Annotated in this window: 15 protein-coding genes; 3 read left to right on the top strand and 12 right to left on the bottom strand. The window is 70.8% G+C overall.

Annotated elements, in window-relative coordinates; translation table 11 throughout:
• The first annotated feature begins 82 nt into the window (after positions 1 to 82).
• The gene (locus tag ACZ4RZ_RS10725; RefSeq protein ID WP_467743613.1) at positions 83 to 1,594 is read left to right on the top strand and encodes an FG-GAP and VCBS repeat-containing protein; all 1,512 of its coding nucleotides are present in this window, start codon (positions 83 to 85) and stop codon (positions 1,592 to 1,594) included.
• Positions 1,595 to 1,630: 36 nt separating this feature from the next.
• Here the strand turns inward: ACZ4RZ_RS10725 and ACZ4RZ_RS10720 are convergent, their stop codons facing one another.
• Positions 1,631 to 3,562 (bottom strand): hypothetical protein, encoded by a 1,932-nt coding sequence (locus ACZ4RZ_RS10720; RefSeq protein WP_467743612.1) that lies wholly within the window; start codon positions 3,560 to 3,562, stop codon positions 1,631 to 1,633.
• 48 nt (positions 3,563 to 3,610) lie between these two features.
• Entirely contained in the window at positions 3,611 to 4,120 is a 510-nt protein-coding gene (locus ACZ4RZ_RS10715) for a tetratricopeptide repeat protein (RefSeq protein ID WP_467743611.1), read from the bottom strand.
• 156 nt (positions 4,121 to 4,276) lie between these two features.
• On the opposite strand from ACZ4RZ_RS10715, the gene ACZ4RZ_RS10710 reads away from it, so the two are divergent.
• Positions 4,277 to 4,735 (top strand): hypothetical protein, encoded by a 459-nt coding sequence (locus ACZ4RZ_RS10710; protein ID WP_467743610.1) that lies wholly within the window; start codon positions 4,277 to 4,279, stop codon positions 4,733 to 4,735.
• Positions 4,736 to 4,818: 83 nt separating this feature from the next.
• Here ACZ4RZ_RS10710 and ACZ4RZ_RS10705 read toward each other — a convergent pair whose 3' ends face one another.
• From ACZ4RZ_RS10705 to ACZ4RZ_RS10665, 9 genes are all read right to left on the bottom strand, one after another.
• On the bottom strand, positions 4,819 to 6,372 hold the full coding sequence (locus ACZ4RZ_RS10705) for a DUF1996 domain-containing protein (RefSeq protein ID WP_467743609.1): 1,554 nt from the start codon (positions 6,370 to 6,372) through the stop codon (positions 4,819 to 4,821).
• A 212-nt stretch (positions 6,373 to 6,584) separates the two neighbouring features.
• Positions 6,585 to 7,241: a LuxR C-terminal-related transcriptional regulator gene (locus ACZ4RZ_RS10700; protein ID WP_467743608.1), complete on the bottom strand. Its 657-nt coding sequence runs from the start codon at positions 7,239 to 7,241 to the stop codon at positions 6,585 to 6,587.
• Positions 7,226 to 8,497 carry a sensor histidine kinase gene (locus ACZ4RZ_RS10695; protein ID WP_467743607.1) on the bottom strand — a complete coding sequence of 424 codons (1,272 nt, stop codon included), beginning with the start codon at positions 8,495 to 8,497 and terminating at the stop codon, positions 7,226 to 7,228. The genes ACZ4RZ_RS10700 and ACZ4RZ_RS10695 overlap by 16 nt, the downstream gene beginning before the upstream one ends.
• 278 nt (positions 8,498 to 8,775) lie before the next feature.
• On the bottom strand, positions 8,776 to 9,756 hold the full coding sequence (locus ACZ4RZ_RS10690; RefSeq protein ID WP_467743684.1) for an SDR family oxidoreductase: 981 nt from the start codon (positions 9,754 to 9,756) through the stop codon (positions 8,776 to 8,778).
• 108 nt (positions 9,757 to 9,864) lie between these two features.
• The gene (locus tag ACZ4RZ_RS10685; protein WP_467743606.1) at positions 9,865 to 10,443 is read right to left on the bottom strand and encodes a winged helix-turn-helix domain-containing protein; all 579 of its coding nucleotides are present in this window, start codon (positions 10,441 to 10,443) and stop codon (positions 9,865 to 9,867) included.
• Positions 10,444 to 10,772: 329 nt separating this feature from the next.
• Positions 10,773 to 11,693 carry a DUF6891 domain-containing protein gene (locus ACZ4RZ_RS10680; protein WP_467743605.1) on the bottom strand — a complete coding sequence of 307 codons (921 nt, stop codon included), beginning with the start codon at positions 11,691 to 11,693 and terminating at the stop codon, positions 10,773 to 10,775.
• An 83-nt stretch (positions 11,694 to 11,776) separates the two neighbouring features.
• Entirely contained in the window at positions 11,777 to 12,805 is a 1,029-nt protein-coding gene (gene glnII / locus ACZ4RZ_RS10675) for a glutamine synthetase (RefSeq protein WP_467743604.1), read from the bottom strand.
• 374 nt (positions 12,806 to 13,179) lie between these two features.
• Positions 13,180 to 13,851 carry an RlpA-like double-psi beta-barrel domain-containing protein gene (locus tag ACZ4RZ_RS10670; RefSeq protein WP_467743603.1) on the bottom strand — a complete coding sequence of 224 codons (672 nt, stop codon included), beginning with the start codon at positions 13,849 to 13,851 and terminating at the stop codon, positions 13,180 to 13,182.
• 147 nt (positions 13,852 to 13,998) lie between these two features.
• On the bottom strand, positions 13,999 to 14,358 hold the full coding sequence (locus tag ACZ4RZ_RS10665; RefSeq protein WP_467743602.1) for an arsenate reductase family protein: 360 nt from the start codon (positions 14,356 to 14,358) through the stop codon (positions 13,999 to 14,001).
• Between the two features lie 164 nt (positions 14,359 to 14,522).
• Between ACZ4RZ_RS10665 and ACZ4RZ_RS10660 the strand changes: the two genes are divergently transcribed.
• On the top strand, positions 14,523 to 14,831 hold the full coding sequence (locus ACZ4RZ_RS10660) for a hypothetical protein (RefSeq protein WP_467743601.1): 309 nt from the start codon (positions 14,523 to 14,525) through the stop codon (positions 14,829 to 14,831).
• A gap of 247 nt (positions 14,832 to 15,078) precedes the next feature.
• Here the strand turns inward: ACZ4RZ_RS10660 and ACZ4RZ_RS10655 are convergent, their stop codons facing one another.
• Positions 15,079 to 16,275 carry a winged helix DNA-binding domain-containing protein gene (locus ACZ4RZ_RS10655; RefSeq protein ID WP_467743600.1) on the bottom strand — a complete coding sequence of 399 codons (1,197 nt, stop codon included), beginning with the start codon at positions 16,273 to 16,275 and terminating at the stop codon, positions 15,079 to 15,081.
• Positions 16,276 to 16,395: the final 120 nt, after the last annotated feature.

The following is a 16,395-nucleotide window of genomic DNA, read 5'->3' as shown; positions in this document are numbered from 1 at the left end:
TCGTGGATTCCGTACAACCAAATCCACGGCACACGGGTCACTTTCGCGCCAACCCGCACCAACAACCACGGGAGACCCTTCGGTGCCCCTGCCCCTCAGACGTGTCCTCGCCTGCGCCGCCACGGCCGCGCTCGCCGCCGGCGGTCTCGCGCTGGCCTCCACGCCCGAGGCCACCGCGGCCCCGGCCCAGCAGCTCGCCGACGACTTCAATGGCGACGGCTACCGCGACGTCGTCCTCAATCTGCCGTTCCACTCCACGTCGACACGGCACCTGAGCGGCGCGGCGATGGTGCTCTACGGCTCGGCGAGCGGCCTGAGCAGCACGCACCGCAAGCTGATCACTCAGAACACCGCCGGGGTGCCCGGCACCGCCGAGTCCGTCGACTGGTTCGGCCATGCCTCCACGACCGGCGACTTCGACGGCGACGGCTACGCCGACCTGGCCGTGTCGGCCCCTCGCGAGGGCTATGTCTCCGGCGACACCACCTGGACCGACGCCGGCCAGGTGACGCTGATCTGGGGCGGCCCCGACGGCCTGACCTACCACGGTGGCACCACCGTCAAGCTCGGCACCCCCACGGTCGATCGCCGGCTGGCGGGTGTCGACCTCGCGTCCGGCGACTTCAACGGTGACGGTAAGCGGGACCTGGTGGTCGGCAACGGCCGCGGCGGCGAGGCCGGGACGCTGCTGCTCGGCCCCTTCACCCGCACCGGTTCGGCCGCGTCCCGCAAGCCGCTGGGAGTCGCCACCGGAACGCCCTACTACGCCGAGACCATGCTGGCCACGGGGGACCTGACCGGCGACGGCGTCACCGACCTGCTGGTGTCGTGGGACACCGGAACGCTGGATCCGACGAAGGGGATCCATGTACTGCGCGGCGGCTCCGGGGGGCTCACGGACATCGGCCTGCTCAAGGACGCCAACGGCAGTCAGATCAACCACCGCGAGAGCGAGCGCCTGGCCATCGGCGACCTGGACCGCGACGGCCGCGACGACGTGGTCGTCCCGCAGCCCTTCGCCCTGGACCACAAGGGCGAGTTCCTCGTCGTCTACGGCGGTACCAACGGCCAGGACCCGAACCGCAAGCCGGTCCACTTCAGCCAGGACACGCCCGGCGTGCCCGACACCAACTCCGACGTCGGATCCGACCACTTCGGCAAGCAGGTCGCCGTCGGGGACGTCGACGCGGACGGCTATCCGGACGTGATCGCGACCAGCCCCGACGAGAACCACAGCAACCTGGCCGACCCCGGCAAGGTGACCGTCCTGCGCGGCGGCCCCGGCGGCCTGACCGGAAGCGGCGCCACCGCCTTCACCCAGAACACGCCGGGGGTGCCGGGCGAGGCCATCCGGTACGGCGGCTTCGGCATGAGCGCCAAGGCCACCGACGTCAACGGCGACGGTCGCGCCGACGCGCTGATCGGCGTGTTCACCGTCCACCCCGGAGGCGCGGACGGCTACACCGGCGGTCTGTGGGTGCTCCCGGGCAGCGCCACGGGCACCACGGCCACGGGCTCCAAGGCCTTCCCGCCGACCAGCCTCGGCTTCGCGGACAACAGCACCTTCGAGGTGGGTGCGTCCTTCAACCGCTGACGAACAGCCGGGCCTGAAGGACGCGACGCACCGTGACTAGCGCAGTCCGCTGATCTGCCTGCCGTCGCTCAGCGTCCCCTTCAGGCCCGCCTGCGCGCCCTGCTTGGTCCGTACGACGAGCAGGTTGCCCTGGGACGCCCCGCGCGCCCCGCCCGTCGCCCGGATCGCGTCGGTGTCCCGGCTGCCCGCCGCCAGCAGGTACCAGGACCCCGCCGCCGACTTCCACAGCACCCCGGCCAGTACGTGGGGGTCGCGCGAGCCGCACGCGGGGGCGTTCTCGGCCTTCGCGGCGACCGCCCCGTACGCGCTGCCCGGGGTGTGGAACTGGGCGAGCACCCGGGTGCCGCCGCCCCGCCAGGTGTCGGCCCGGGTGCAGACCCACTCCGCGCTGCCGCTCGCGTCGGGCAGCGGCTGCTCGGCGTACTGCCAGGCGTTCACGGACCGCACGCCCTGTGAGCGTACGGAGGCGAGGGAGCAGGCGAAGGGCGACCAGTTGCGCAGCGCCTCGGCGCCGGACGTCTCGCGAGGTGCCGAAGGGCGGCCCGCGGTGAGGTGGGCCGGGGTGAGTTCGCCGAGGTCGGCCATCAGGTGGGTACCCGATGCGTCCTTCAGCTGGAGCACGTTCCACGAGGTGCAGGAGCCGGTGCGCTGGGCCGGGCTGGCCAGCGGGGAGGTGACGCCGTCGGCCGAGAGGGTGAGGTCCATCGCTCCGGAGGACGGCTTGAGCAGATCCCGCTCCGCGGCCTTGGTCACCCAAGGAGCCGTCAGATAGCGGACGTTGCTGTCGGCCCGGTCCATGACCACCGCGTCCGCCTCGGCCCCGGTCGCCCCGTCGACGCGCGCGAAGTCGAGGGCCGCCCCGCTTGTGCCGTGCTTGGGCTCGGCGTATCGCGCGATGCGCAGACCGTCGTAGAGGAGCACCACACGCGCCTGGTCGACGTCGCCCGCGTACAGCAGCTGCGGCGGTCCGGGCGGGGCGCCCGACGGGGTGCCGGGCGTCGCCGAGACCTGCACGGCCTCGCTGGGCCGGGCCCATACGGCGAGGGCGCGGCGCAGCAGTGCGGTGTCCTCGACGAGATTCCCGCGGGCCGGCCACACGGAGAAGTCGGTGCGCGCGGACGACTCCCAGGCCGTGGCGGCCACCCTCGTCAACTGCCCGGGGTCCAGGGCGGCTTCGGCCGCCGGGTTCTGCGCGTACGAGGGTGCCGCGGCGCCGTCCGGGCCCCACCCGTCGCCGGGCAGGCCGAGCAGCGCGCCGCACACGGCCACGGCCGCGGTGGCGGCCAGCGCGGCCTTCATGTGCTGCCTGCGCCGCATCAGGTCGGTGGGCCGGGCGTGCAGGGAACAGGGGTCGAACTCGGGGGAGTCGAGGAGGGAGTCCCGGGCCTCGACACCACCGGCCTCGGTGAGCGCCGCACCCGGGTCCTCGACCCCCGACGCTGTCAGCACCTTCCCTACGTCCGCGTCGGACAGCTTCTCCAGGCCGCGCAGCACATACGCGGCGCGGGCGGGCGCGGAGAGCGCGGACAGCCGCTGGTCCAGGGCGAGTTCGTCGGCACCGCCGGAGCGCGGGAAGAGCCTGAGGCCCCACACCTGAGGCAGCAGCGGCGGCAGCTGGGACCGCTTGGGCCACGCCCGCCGCTTCAGCGGCAGGCCTGCCTCCAGGGCCGTACGCACCACTTGGAGACGTACGAAGGCGTAGCCTGGGTCGCCGTCGCGGCCGACGCCCGTCTGCTGGGCCGGGATGACCGACGCGTCACCCGACGTACGGCCCCGGGGCAGCGCGCGCTGGGTGAGGGCGTGTGCGGTCAGCACCCTGCGGTTGCGGCCGAGGCTCGGCGGCAGTACCAGATAGGCGAGCCGGACGAGCCGCGGATAGTGCTCGACGAGCGCGGCCTCGGCCTGCTCGACGTCGACGACCGGTCCTGAGGAGGGTGCGGGGCGCGGGGCTACATCCTGTGACTGCACGTTCAGCAAAACGAGCGAATCGGTGGATGGTCACCTGCCCCCGGGGAGTTACTCCTCGGGGTTCACGAGCAGGCGCGCGTAGTTCGCCATCGATCGCTGGTAGCGCGGCAGATGGGGCGCGAGGGCGCCGAGGACGAGGGAGAGGCCCTCGCGGTCGCGGCCCAGGCTGGACAGACAGAGGGCGAGACAGGCGCGTACCGCGTCGTCCAACTCGTCCGAGGGCGCGTCGAGTTCCGGGGTGAGGAGCTTGACCCCCTCGTCCGCCTGTCCGATGTTCCGCAGCGAGCTGGAGAGCTGGATCTTGGCGCGCCGGCCCTTGTAGCCGCTGAGGCCGCGTGCGAGCGCCTCCCGGTACAGGGGCGCGGCCTTGTCCGAGTGGCCCGTCGAGTCCCAGGCGCAGGCCCGCTCGAACGGTCCGAGAGGGCTGTCGGCGGGCAGTTCGGCCACCAGCGCGTCGATCACCGCCCGGAAGTCCGCCTCGCCCGCTTCTCCCGCTTCTTCGTAGGCGCCGAACGTGGCCCAGGCGGCCGCCGTACGCTCTTCCCAGTCTTCGTTCACGGTGGACACCTTCGCACACCCGTGCCCCTGGTGGTATCGGCTTTATCCCACGGAACAGCGGTCGATTGAGCACGGGGCGCCCGGGAGCCGTATCGAAGGCAGGGTCCCCGCCGGGGCTCTTATCGGCGTGAGCGCCGACAGGTACCGGAGGAACGTATGAGGTTGACACGCGAGACGCTTCTGGCCGGGGCGGCCGTGGCCCTGCTGGCGCTGACCGGCTGCGGCGGATCGGGCGGCAAGGCGGCCACCGAGGACAAGGTTCCGGCCACCGCGACCGGCAGCCTGGAGGACCTGGCGGCCGAGGTGAAGTGCAAGCCGGACATCCAGACGGACGCCGACGAGATCCGTCAGGGCGTCTGCAGGATCAGCGACGGCAAGTTCATCCTGGCCACCTTCGCCACCGACCGCGGCCAGCGCGAGTGGCTCAACGGGGCCAAGGACTACGGCGGTTCGTACCTCGTCGGCGCCAAGTGGGTCGCCGTGGGGGATCAGAAGATGGTCGCGACGCTGCGCGGCCAGCTCGGCGGGACCGTGGAGGAGGGGGCCTCGCACCACTCGGGGAGTAGCGGTGGTGGGGGAACCGAGACCGCGCACTCCGGTCACCACAGCGGCTGACCGCGCAGGACTTGGGGGCCTTGCTCCCACGGGAGTGACGAAGGCCGGTGACGGGAGATCCCGCCACCGGCCTTCTCAGTGGGTCACTTGCAGCGCTGGCCGTTGTTGATGCAGTTGACCACCTTGTTCATCAGGTTGTCGCTGAAGACATTGATGAAGTCGTCGTGGTCGGTCGCGGGCTTGTGGAGCTGCTCCGGGAAGCCGTCCACCGCGTAGGCGTTCTTGACCTGCCCGTTCTCGATGGTCGGCGCCGGCACGTTGTACACCAGGCGCATCGTCAGCTGCGGGATCGCCTTGAAGCCGTTGGCGCAGTTGCCCTGGGCGTCGGCGAAGGCCACGTGCGTACGGTGGTTCGCGCTGTCGATGTTCTGGCCGTCCCAGCAGCTCTGGAACTTGAACGTGCGCACCACGCTGCTGCCCTGGGGGCAGATCGGGTACTGCGTCGTCAGCTGCACCTTGTTCTCGAAGCCGGTGCAGCTCCAGTGGGCGTTGGCGTTCGCGAGGCCGTTGGTCGTGGTCTTCGCGTCACCGGTGATGATCCGCAGGAACTTCGGCATTGCGACGACCTTGCTCTTCGGGTTACCGACGAACTTGATCTGCGCCTGCTTGGCCTGCTGGATTGCGCCGACGTTGCCTTCCTTGCCGCCGCCGTCGTTGTTCTGGTCGAAGTCCTGCGTACCGTTCTGGATACGGACGACCGGCCAGTAGTACGACGACTTGTCGCCCTGGTTCTGGCAGCTGGTCTGGGCCGCCGCGAACGTGTCGTTGTTGGCGAACGCGTCGTTCGACTGGTTGCCGACGTAGTCGTGCAGGTGGTGCGCGCCGTTGGTCACGCCGGGCGCCACGATCACGTTGTCGGTGTTGAACTTCTTGTTGGCGTTCACACCGCACAAACTCGTGAACGTGCCGGACGAGCCGCCGGCCCGGGTCCGGGCTTTCTGGGCGACATTCGGCTGGACCTTCGTGATGTCCACGAAGTCGGCGGCGACGGGACCGTTTCCGGCCTGACCGCCATTGCCGGCCTGCTGACCGCCGTTGCCGTTCTGCTGGCCGCCGTTGTCGGCCGGCTGACTGGCCGACGCGCTCGGGGCCGCGCTGGCCGTGGCGCCGCCGTTGTTCTGGCCGCCGTTGTTGTTCCAGCCGCCGCCCGCGTTGGTCTGCGTCTGGTCGGCGGTGGTCCCGGTACAGGTGGCGAGACCGTCCAGCGAATCGGGTGCGGTGCCGCCGACCCGGGTGATCTCCAGCTGGATCCGGTCGATGATCGCCGCGCGCCTGTCCTTGAGCGGTCCGAGCACGGAGTTCTGGACGAAACTGGCGTCCCTGGCCTGCGCGTCCCGCGTGGTGGCCAGGCGCTGGTACGCGTCGGTGATCTGCTGGTCGAGCGTGGCGAGCTCGCCGTCGACCTCCGTGCGGGCCTGGTTCGGCACATCGGAGAGTTTCTGCCCGACGTCGGGGCAGCTGATCGTGGCGACCTGGGCGGAGGCGGCCTTCGTGGTGTTGGGAGAATTGTTCTCCTCGTGTGCCGAGGCGTAGAAATTCGCCCAGATCAGCCCGCCCCCGCCGATCGCGAGAGCTGCCGACGCTGCAACCGCGCGAACGGCCAGTGGCGAACGGCGTTTTCGTATGTTGCGTCCCATGGAACTCCTCTGACTTCCTTGCGGGGGCATCGAGGCGCCCGACAGGAGTGAAGCGGCGCCATTCCATACGCACGGGGCGCGTGAGGTGTTCAGAAACCTCGGAAAATCTTAGAAGTTCGTGAGGTCAATTCCGGCACAATGGGCCCAGAAGCCCGCGTTTCTCCGGGAGTTGATCTTCCAATTCAGGTTTGACGGCGCTTTTTGACTGATATTCAGCGAGCGTCCTGATCCAAATAGGCGAGCACCGCGAGGACGCGTCGGTTGTCGTCGTCCGAGACCTCCAGGCCCAGCTTGGCGAAGATGTTGGAGGTGTGCTTCGCGATCGCCCGCTCCGTGACCACGAGTTGGGCGGCGATCGCCGCGTTCGACCGTCCCTGCGCCATCAGTTCGAGCACCTCCAGCTCGCGCGGGGTGAGCCGCCCGAGCGGCTGGTCGACGGTGGAGCGTCGCGCCAGCAGCTGCTGGATGACCTGTGGGTCCATCGCAGTACCGCCCGCCGCGACCCGTCGGACGGCATCGATGAACTGCTCCGCGTCGAACACCCGGTCCTTGAGCAGATAGCCGACCCCGCCCGTGCCGTCGGCCAGCAGCTCCCGCGCGTACAACTGCTCCACGTGCTGCGACAGCACGAGCACCGGCAGCCCCGGCCGGTCGCGCCGGGCCTGAAGCGCGCACTGCAGTCCCTCGTCCGTGTGCGAGGGCGGCAGCCGTACGTCGACCACGGCCACGTCCGGCTCCAACTCGGCCAGCGCGCGGCTGAGTTCGGGCCCGCTGTCGACGGCCGCGGCGATCTCGAAGTCGTACGCCTGGAGCATCCGGACCAGTCCGTCGCGCAGCAGGAAGAGGTCTTCGGCTAGGACAACGCGCAAGGGATCTCCATGGTGACCATGGTGGGACCGCCCGCGGGGCTGCTGACGGCCAGGACGCCGTCGAATGTACCGAGTCGCCGCTCGACTCCGGCCAGGCCCGAGCCCGCGCCGATCCGCGCGCCGCCCTTGCCGTTGTCGGTGACCGCGACACGCAGCATGCCGTCCGCGTGGTGGACATCGACCCAGACGCGGTCGGCGCCGGAGTGCTTGACCGCATTGGTCAGCACCTCGCTGACGGCGAAGTACGCGGCGGACTCGACGGGCGCCTCGGCTCGGCCGTGGAGGCTGACGTCCACCTCGGTCGCGAGGGGCAGCCGCAGCGCCAACGCCCGTACGGCATCGCCGAGTCCACGCTCGGCGAGCACGGGCGGATGGATGCCCCGGACGAGATCGCGCAGTTCGGTGAGCGCGTCGGCGGAGGACCGCCGGGCCTGGGCGAGCAGCTCCTTCGCCTTCGCCGGGTTCTTCTCGATCAACGCTTCGATGGTCCCCAGATCCATGCCCATCGCGACGAGCCGCGCCTGCGCGCCGTCGTGCAAGTCCCGTTCGATGCGCCGCAGTTCTGCTGCCGAGGTGTCGACCGCGTCGCGCCGGGTCTCGGTCAGCACGCGTACCCGTTCGGCGAGTACGCCCTGCTCGGAGGCGAGCACCGAGCGGGTGAGCTGGAAGTGCAGGCGCAGGAGGGCCGGGGAGAGGTAGTAGGCGCCGACGAGGAGTACGGCCGCGAGGGCGCCCGCGAGGAGGGCGGATCCCTGCCCCGAGACCGGGACGAAGCCGTACCACCACCCGACATACGTGCCGTCCGTGAAGACCCGCCACAGGCCCAGGGCGAGCGCGAATCCTTCCACCGGGTAGAAGACCAGCGCGGCGGGCAGCACCGCGGTGACGAAACCGGCGGTCATGTCGACCAGCAGCCAGCCCAGGTCCCGCCAGGTGGCCGGGTCCGAGAGCATCCCGAAACACCGCGTCCAGGGGTTGGCCCCCTCGGGGACCGGCCGGTACACGGCGGGAATCCGCACCCCGCACCACTGCGCGGCGACGATCCGCCGCGCGTTCGCGAAGGCCCGCACACCGTTCAGCACCCAGGGGGTCGTGACGATCCCTGCGCCGAGCGGCACGAGGGCGATCGACACGACGGCCAGCACGAACAGGGTGATCGACCCGGCCAGCCCCAGCACGGCGACCCCGAGCCCCCGGACCCCGGCCACGACCGCCTCCCGCCCGCGCCCCCGGACCCCGCCTCTCTCCGTCTCCATACCCCTCAGTCTCACCGACCCGCCTGCCCGGGTCACTGGGCTGGGCACCCCGGCGGGGGGTGGTGCCAACAACACCCCCGGCTGCCGGCGGGCGGGTTTCTTCGCCGCCTCCGCCCCTGCCCATTCCCGTCCCTGGGGGCTGCGCCCCCGGACCCCCGCCAAAAGATTGCGCAGTTCCCCGCGCCCCTTTTCAGGGGCGCGGGGAACTGCGCGAACGGGGTCTGGGGCGGAGCCCCAGGATCGGGACGGGCAGGGGCGGAGGGGGCGAAAACCCCTGCTCACGCCCCGATTACCTGCGCCTCCACCACGGGGTCCAGCCCCACCGCGGGCCGATCGGGACGCCGCGGCGCCACCCCGCCCAGGCTCCGGAGCCAGCTCCACGTATCGGCGACGGTCTCGGAGACAGGCCGGCACCGGATCCCCGCGCCGACCGCGCGGGAGACATCCGCCGAGTGGAGGGCGGCGTGGAGATCGCTCCCGGGCGGCACCCACACCGGCAGCTGAGTCCACGGCTCGATCCCGGCATCCAGCACGACATCGGGATCGGTCCACCGGAGCTCCACCTGGGCTCCAGTGGCCCGAACGCACGCGTCGAGAAGACCCCCCATCGTCGTGTGCCCCCGCGGACTGACGAGGTTGTACGCCCCGCCCAGTCCCGCCTCCACGGCCCCGAGAACCCACTCGGCGAGGTCACGGACATCGACGTACTGGAGCGGCAGATCGCGCGGCCCGGGCGCGAGCACGGGACCACCCCGCGCGATCCGGTTCAGCCACCACGGCAGCCGCCCGATGTTCTCGTACGGCCCGAGGATCAACCCGGACCGCACCAGCAGCGACCCCTGCGCACCGAAGGCGTCGAGCACGGCCAGCTCCCCGCCCCGCTTGTCGCGCGCGTAGTCGGTCTGCTCCGCATCCGCGGCCGCCCCCTCCACGAGGGGCGCGTCCTCGGCGTATCCGGCGGCCGGCGCCCACGCGTACACGGAACAGCTCGACACATACACGTAGTGAGAAACGCGGCCGGCCAGCAGCCGCGCCGTGTCCCGGACGGCCCGCGGCGCCGCCGACCAGGTGTCGACGACGACATCCCACTCACCTTCGGCCAGCGCCGTGAGCCCGTCGGGCGCGGTGCGGTCACCGTGCAACGACCGCACCCCGGGCGGGGGTTCGTGTCGTCCCCGGTGGAAGACGGTCACGTCCCAGCCGCGGCCGAGCGCCGCCTCCACGACCGCCCGCCCCACGAACTCCGTACCGCCCAGCATCAGAAGTCTCCGTGTCATACGACGACTCTGCACGGGCGTCCCACCGGACGGAACCGCAATCTGCTGACAGAAGATCCGCCGCGAGAGGCTCTCAGCCGCGGCGCACGGTCAACGCCCCGTCGGCGGCGCGTACTTGTACCCGACCCGCCGCACGGTCTGGATCGCCTGCCGGTGCTGTGCCCCGAGCTTGCGCCGCAGCCGAGCCACGTGCACGTCGACGGTCCGCCCGTCGCCCACGTGCCCGTAGCCCCACACCGTGGTGACCAGTTGGTCGCGGGTGTGCACCCGGTTCGGGTGTGCGACGAGATGCGCGAGCAGCTCGAACTCCAGATACGTGAGGTCGAGCGGCCGGCCGTCGACCTCGGCGGTGCGCTGCACCGCGTCGATGCGCACGAGCGGGTCGCCACCGTCGGCGGCCGCCGACGGCTCGGGCCGGTCAGGCAGGGCGACCGGCAGCACGGACTGCTGGTCGGCCGGTACGAGGACCAGGTAGCCGATCATCGGCGGCTGCCCCGGCAGTACGGGCAGAGCGTGCTGAGGAGCGGGCAGCCAGGTGGCACCCGGCGGCAGGAAGTCGGCGACATCCACCACCTCGTCCCGGTCGACGGCACGCAGTCGATGCCGGGACGGTGCGGCGGACGGGGCAGGAGCGGTCGCGACGGAGGAGAAGGAACGAGTGGTCGCCATGAGAGGTCAGCTCTTTCGCGCGAGGAGTTCGTCGGGAAGGTCGACGACCGCGAGTTCGTGGTCGGGGCCGTCGAGGACGTACGTCGTGCGCGCTGGCCGAAGGCCGGGGTGTACGGCTTTAGAGGGCCGGCGCGTTCATCGCGCGGCAACACACCCGGTCGAAGTCGTGGTGCTGACGGGAAGGCCAGAAGGGCTCGAGGTCATGGCGACCCGTCGCGGTGTACTTCTGAAAGCTGGCCATGGCTCCATTGAAGCAGAAGCCGGAGACGGGCAGGAGACTCCTCTCACGGGTCGGACACCTCCTTGGCGTGAACTTGACGTTGAATACCTCACCCCACCAGCCGTTTGTGCCAGGTCAGGGAGGTGACCTCGATCGCCTTGTCCGGATTCCCGTCCCACTCCGTGGACAGCCCGGCGGCGGTGAGCGCGGTGACGATCTCGTGTCCGACGGCCGTCGTGGTCTTCGCCGATGCGTCGAACCCGCCGTAGTGGAGGCCGAGTCCGTACCCGTCGGCGGCGTGCTCCGTGACCTGCTGGTGGAAGAAGACGAAGCCGCGCGCGTCCGCCCGCTCCGCGCCTATCTCCGCCAGGCCGCACCCCCGGCAGCACGTGAAGTTCTCCCGGGCCGTGATGCCGCTCGCCTCCAGCGCCTCGAAGGCGCGCGTGATCCGCTCCGGATCGGTGACGCCCTCCCAGGTCTCCTGCTCGGCCAGCCGGTCCAGCCACAACCGGTCCACCAGCCGCGAGGCCTGAGCACGCGACACCGGCCGGTCGTCGCCATCGATCAGATAGTCCTCGGCGATCTCGGCCAGCACCTTCCGGCTGTCGTAGCCGCAGCGCAGCCGCGTCCGCACGCGCCCCTCGACCTTCTGCCGCACCTCGTCCGGCAGTTCGGGAACCTCCTCCCGGGGCCCCAGGTCGATCGGCTCCCACGCGACGCCCGCGCCCCAGCCGGCCTCCTGCCGCGCCCAGCCCGTCAGGAGGTCCGCCACCCGGGCGGGGTCCGTGAGGTTCGTACCGAAGAACTCGTCCTGGTCGAGCCGGTGCTCCAGCCGGTAGTCCCCGCCCTCCTCGTGCCACACCTGCGCGAAGACATCTGGAATATCCGGTATCCGTTGAACGACCAGATAGCGGTCACCGGCGCCCCCGATCCGCTCCACGAGCGTCCGCAGCCGCGCAGCCGAAATCCGCGCGTGCGTCTGCCAGTTCTCCGTCTCGACCTTGATGGCGAGGGACTCGTCGGTCTCCATGGGCACACCATGGCACGCCCCACTGACAACGCGAGAGGGCGCCCACCGCGACGGTGGACGCCCTCTGCCTCAAGCGGGACGGGTCAGACCTGGCCGGCCTTCTCCAGGGCGGTGCAGCAGGTGTCGACGAGCAGACGCGTCACCACGTACGGGTCGACGTTGGCGTTGGGGCGGCGGTCCTCGATGTAGCCCTTGCCGTCCTTCTCGACCTGCCACGGGATACGGACCGAGGCGCCGCGGTTGGAGACGCCGTACGAGTACTCGTTCCACGGGGCGGTCTCGTGCAGACCGGTCAGGCGGTCGTCGATGCCGGCGCCGTAGTTCTTGACGTGGTCCATCGGCTTGGAGCCCTCGCCCAGCGACTCGCACGCGGTGATGATCGCGTCGTAGCCTTCGCGCATCGCCTTGGTGGAGAAGTTGGTGTGCGCGCCCGCGCCGTTCCAGTCGCCCTTCACCGGCTTCGGGTCCAGCGTCGCGGAGACACCGAAGTCCTCGGCGGTGCGGTAGAGCAGCCAGCGGGCCACCCACAGCTGGTCGGCGACCTCCAGCGGCGCCAGCGGGCCGACCTGGAACTCCCACTGACCGGGCATGACCTCGGCGTTGATGCCGGAGAGGCCCAGACCCGCCTTGAGGCAGTTGTCCAGGTGCGCCTCGACGACGTCACGGCCGAAGATCTCGTCCGCGCCGACACCGCAGTAGTAGCCGCCCTGCGGGGCCGGGAAGCCGCCGACGGGGAAGCCGAGCGGACGCTCCCCGTCGAAGAAGGTGTACTCCTGCTCGATGCCGAAGATCGGCTCCTGCGCGGTGAACCTCGCCGCGACCTCGGCCAGCGCGGCACGCGTGTTGGACTCGTGCGGCGTCATGTCGATGTTCAGGACCTCGCACATGACGAGCACGTCGTCGCCGCCGCGGATCGGGTCCGGGAAGGTGGCGACCGGCTTGAGTACGCGGTCCGAGGCGTGACCCTCGGCCTGGTTCGTGGAGGACCCGTCGAAGCCCCAGATCGGCAGCTCGGCACCCTTGGCGTCGTCGGCCAGTATCTTCGTCTTGGAACGGAGCTTGGCCGTCGGCTCGGTGCCGTCGATCCAGATGTACTCAGCCTTGAAGGTCACGGGCCACATCCTTCGGGGTGGGTCTTCAGTAGCACTTGCGGGTGCTGCGGCGCTGCGGCACTGGGGCGCCGCTGGGGATGCCCGGCAGCCTGTCAACAGGCGATTTCCCGATCATTGCCCGCATGTGAACCCCGTGTTACCTGGGCTGTGTGTGCGCGTTCTCACCCGCCCCTTCCCGAAGGGGGCGTCCGCCCGAGAGTGTTCGCGACCGCGACCGGCGGCCGGGCCGATCCCGTGGGTCCCGCCGCTCCTGCCGAGCGACGGCTCGTATGCGATGAGAGTGAGCGCGATATGGGCGAGTTCTCACACGTCGGCCCTGTTGCTCCCGGCGGAGAGCAACAGGGCCGACGACGGGTGTGCCGGACTGCCGGCTGTCACCCCACCTTCTCGATACGGGCCTTGCGGATCAGGAACTTGCCGGGCTCCCGGACCTGTTCGAACGCCGCGTTGTTCAGCAGGACGCAGCTGCCGGACACCGAGGTGACCTCCACGGTCGTGGACTTGTTGTTGTCCAGGTTCGTGACCTTGAGCTTCGTCCCGGCCGGGAACTGGTTGCTGGACGCCGCCGGGGCGCCGCCCTCACCGGAGAGCGTGACGGTCGAACCGGCACAGACCTGCTGACCGGTGGCGGCGCCGCCACCGGCGTTGTCCGCGGGTGCGCTCTGCGCGGGCGCGGACTGGGCCGGAGCCGATGCCGCCGGAGCCGACTGCGCGGGCTGCGTGCCGGCCTGGGAGTCCTGAGCCGACTCCCCGACCGTGCAGCCCGATGCCTCCTGCTGGACCTTGATCTGTGCGATGACGGCCTCGCGGTTGGCGATCCGGGCCGCCGACTGCGCGTCGGGGTTGGCCCGTTGGCCGTCGATGAATTTCTGATTGTTGCCGAGCGCGGTGGCAAGGCCCTTGCAGACCGTCGAGGTCTGCGCGTTCTGCACCGACGCTGCGTTCGAGGTGGCGGCGAGGGCGAATGCCCCGCCTCCGGCCACGGCCGCGGCGCTGACCAGCAGTGCGAGCTTCTTCTTGGTGCTGAGAGTTCTCCTACGCGACATGCGCGCCTCCTGGGTGCGGGGGAGCGGTACGTCGCTATGTACGAGATGCCGAACGGGGTTACTCAATAGTCACAGGAGTCACTGAAGTGGCGTGGATCACAAGGGAGTTGCCGACTCCGGTGGGGAACTCCGGGACGCCCCGTGCGCCTAACGGGACAAGGCGTCCCGTACCGCCTCATCGGTGCGCCCCACGACCGCCGTCCCGTCGTCCGCGGTGATGATCGGCCGCTGGATGAGCTTGGGGTGCTCGGACAGCGCCGTGATCCACCGGTCCCGCGAACCGGCGTCCCGGGCCCACTCCTTGAGACCCAGCTCCTTGGCGACGGCTTCCTGGGTCCGTGCGATGTCCCACGGTTCGAGTCCGAGGCGATCGAGTACGCCACGGATCTCGTCCTCGGTCGGTACGTCCTCCAGGTAACGGCGCACCGTGTAGTCGGCGCCCTCCGCGTCGAGCAGGCTCAGGGCGCTACGGCACTTCGAACAGGCGGGGTTGATCCAGATCTCCATGCCGCACACATTACGTGAGACACCCTCTTCCACTGGTGTCACGGCACCCCCAAAGCCCTTGTGGCCAGCGGCTTTTGTCAGTGGTCGGCGGTAGAATAGGAGCAGTGTTCGAGGGTGCCGCCGGGGGGTCCGGACGGTTCCCTGACCGCGACAGGAGGATGCCTGTGCCCGCTGCCGCACTGAAGCCGCTGCCCACTCAGTCCACGTCCAAGAGGGCGGTCCTGCTGGACCTGCCGTACGAGCCCGTGGAGAAGCGCCCGCTGCCGCCGGGGCGTCCCCGCGAGTGGTACGTCACGCACAATCGTCGGCTCAAGGCGATGCGCCTTGCGATCGCTCTGCTCGACTCCGGTCTCTACATGCCGAACCAGGCCCGCAACGAGAAGATACGCAGCACCGCGGAACTCATCGGCGTTCACCCGCCGTCGGACACCACCTGCCACATGGTCCGGGCGCTGATGAGGTACTCGCGCTGAGCGGTAGGGGCGGGCGCCGGAGCCGGTATTTCGCCCCCTCCGCCCCTACCCGTCCCGCATTTGCCTTTTGACTGCGGGACGGTGGGGGCTTGTCGCGCAGTTCCCCGCGCCCCTGAAAGGGGCGCGGGGAACTGCGCAGTCTTTTAGCGGGGGTCTGGGGGCGGCAGCCCCCAGGGACGATGGGGGTCCCCCCGCTCGAGCGAAGCCGAGAGTGGGGGAGGGTAGGGGCGGAGGGGGCGAAAAAGGCTCACCCCGACGACAGCTCCCGCTCCAGCGGTGTCCGGAAGCGGGGGGTCACCCGGGTCGTCCCCAGCCACGCCTGCAACCGCGCCGCCTCCGAGGAGACGGCGTCGCGGGCGTCCCGCCCGAGCCCCTCCGGGTCCAGCAGCCGCCACACCACCTCACCGTCGGCCCGCTGAGCCCAGCCTCCGACCACCCGCCCGTCCCACCACACCGTCGGCCCGACATTCCCGCTGCGGTCGAAGAGGGCCGCACGCAGCGACGGTGCGAGATACCAGTCCCGTTCCTGCCACCCCATGGCCGTCGGATCGAGCGCGGGCAGCAGCGCGGCCCAGGGAGAGGAAGGTCCGGCGACCGGTTCGAGATCGCCGTCCGCCACGTACCCGGTGACCCCGTCGTCGAGCGACACGGCCACTGCCCCGGCAGCGGCCAGCGCCCGCCGCACCTCCGTCACCTTCCACCCGGTCCACCACTTCAGATCCGCCTCGCTGGCAGGGCCGCACACCGCGAGCCAACGCCGCAGCAGCTCGCACTGCGCCTCGGCGGCGGGCAGCTCGGGATGCGGCGGGGCGACCGCCCAGCGGAACTGGCTGGACGTCCACGACCCCATCGGCCGCCCCCGCACCACCCGGCCCTCGACGCCGAGGACCCGCATCAGCCGGGACGACACGGTGTGCGGACTCTCGTAGCTCCTGCCCGCGCCGTAGGTGAACTGTTCCTTCAACCGCGGTTCGTCCCGGGTGAGTTCGTTCACCGTGGCCTGCCCGCGCCGGGCCAGCGCGGCGAGAGCGGACGCCTCGACCTCCGCCAGCCACTCCTCGGTCAGCCGCCCGTCGCTGCCGGTGGTCATGTCCTTGATCAGCCCGGCCCGGGCCTTCGCGGCGATGGCGAGCCCGGTCGAGGCGTGCACCACGGCGGCCAGCTTGGTCGGGAACACGAACACGGTGTGCCGCATGCCGTGCATCCGGACGAGGGTCCGGTCCTCGTACAGCGCCCGCTCGACCTCCGCCACGGTCTTCCCGGCATCCGCCAGCCGCGCGCCCACCGCCAGGTACACCGTCGCCGGATCGGTGCCGTGCAGCGCGACCAGTGCCCCCGCGACGTCCTCGGGACGCGCCGCCCGGGCGGTGACCGCGAGCCGCTGCCGCAGCGCGAGCCGGGCCCGCCGTTCCGCCACCCCGATGTGCCGCTGCTTCCCGCCCACTCCGCCTCCAGCCGGTCCCGCGATGTCCAGTGGTCCTCATCCTCTCGAACACGCGACCGATAGTGGGCGCGACTCACCCGTTCGCCGTACCCGGCATGCGTACGCCCTGCTCACAGCCTT

The sequence above is a fragment of the Streptomyces sp. NPDC027189 genome, assembly GCF_055566975.1.
The sequence above is the reverse complement of the archived record's forward strand: the minus strand, read 5'-3'. Positions and strand labels throughout refer to the sequence as shown.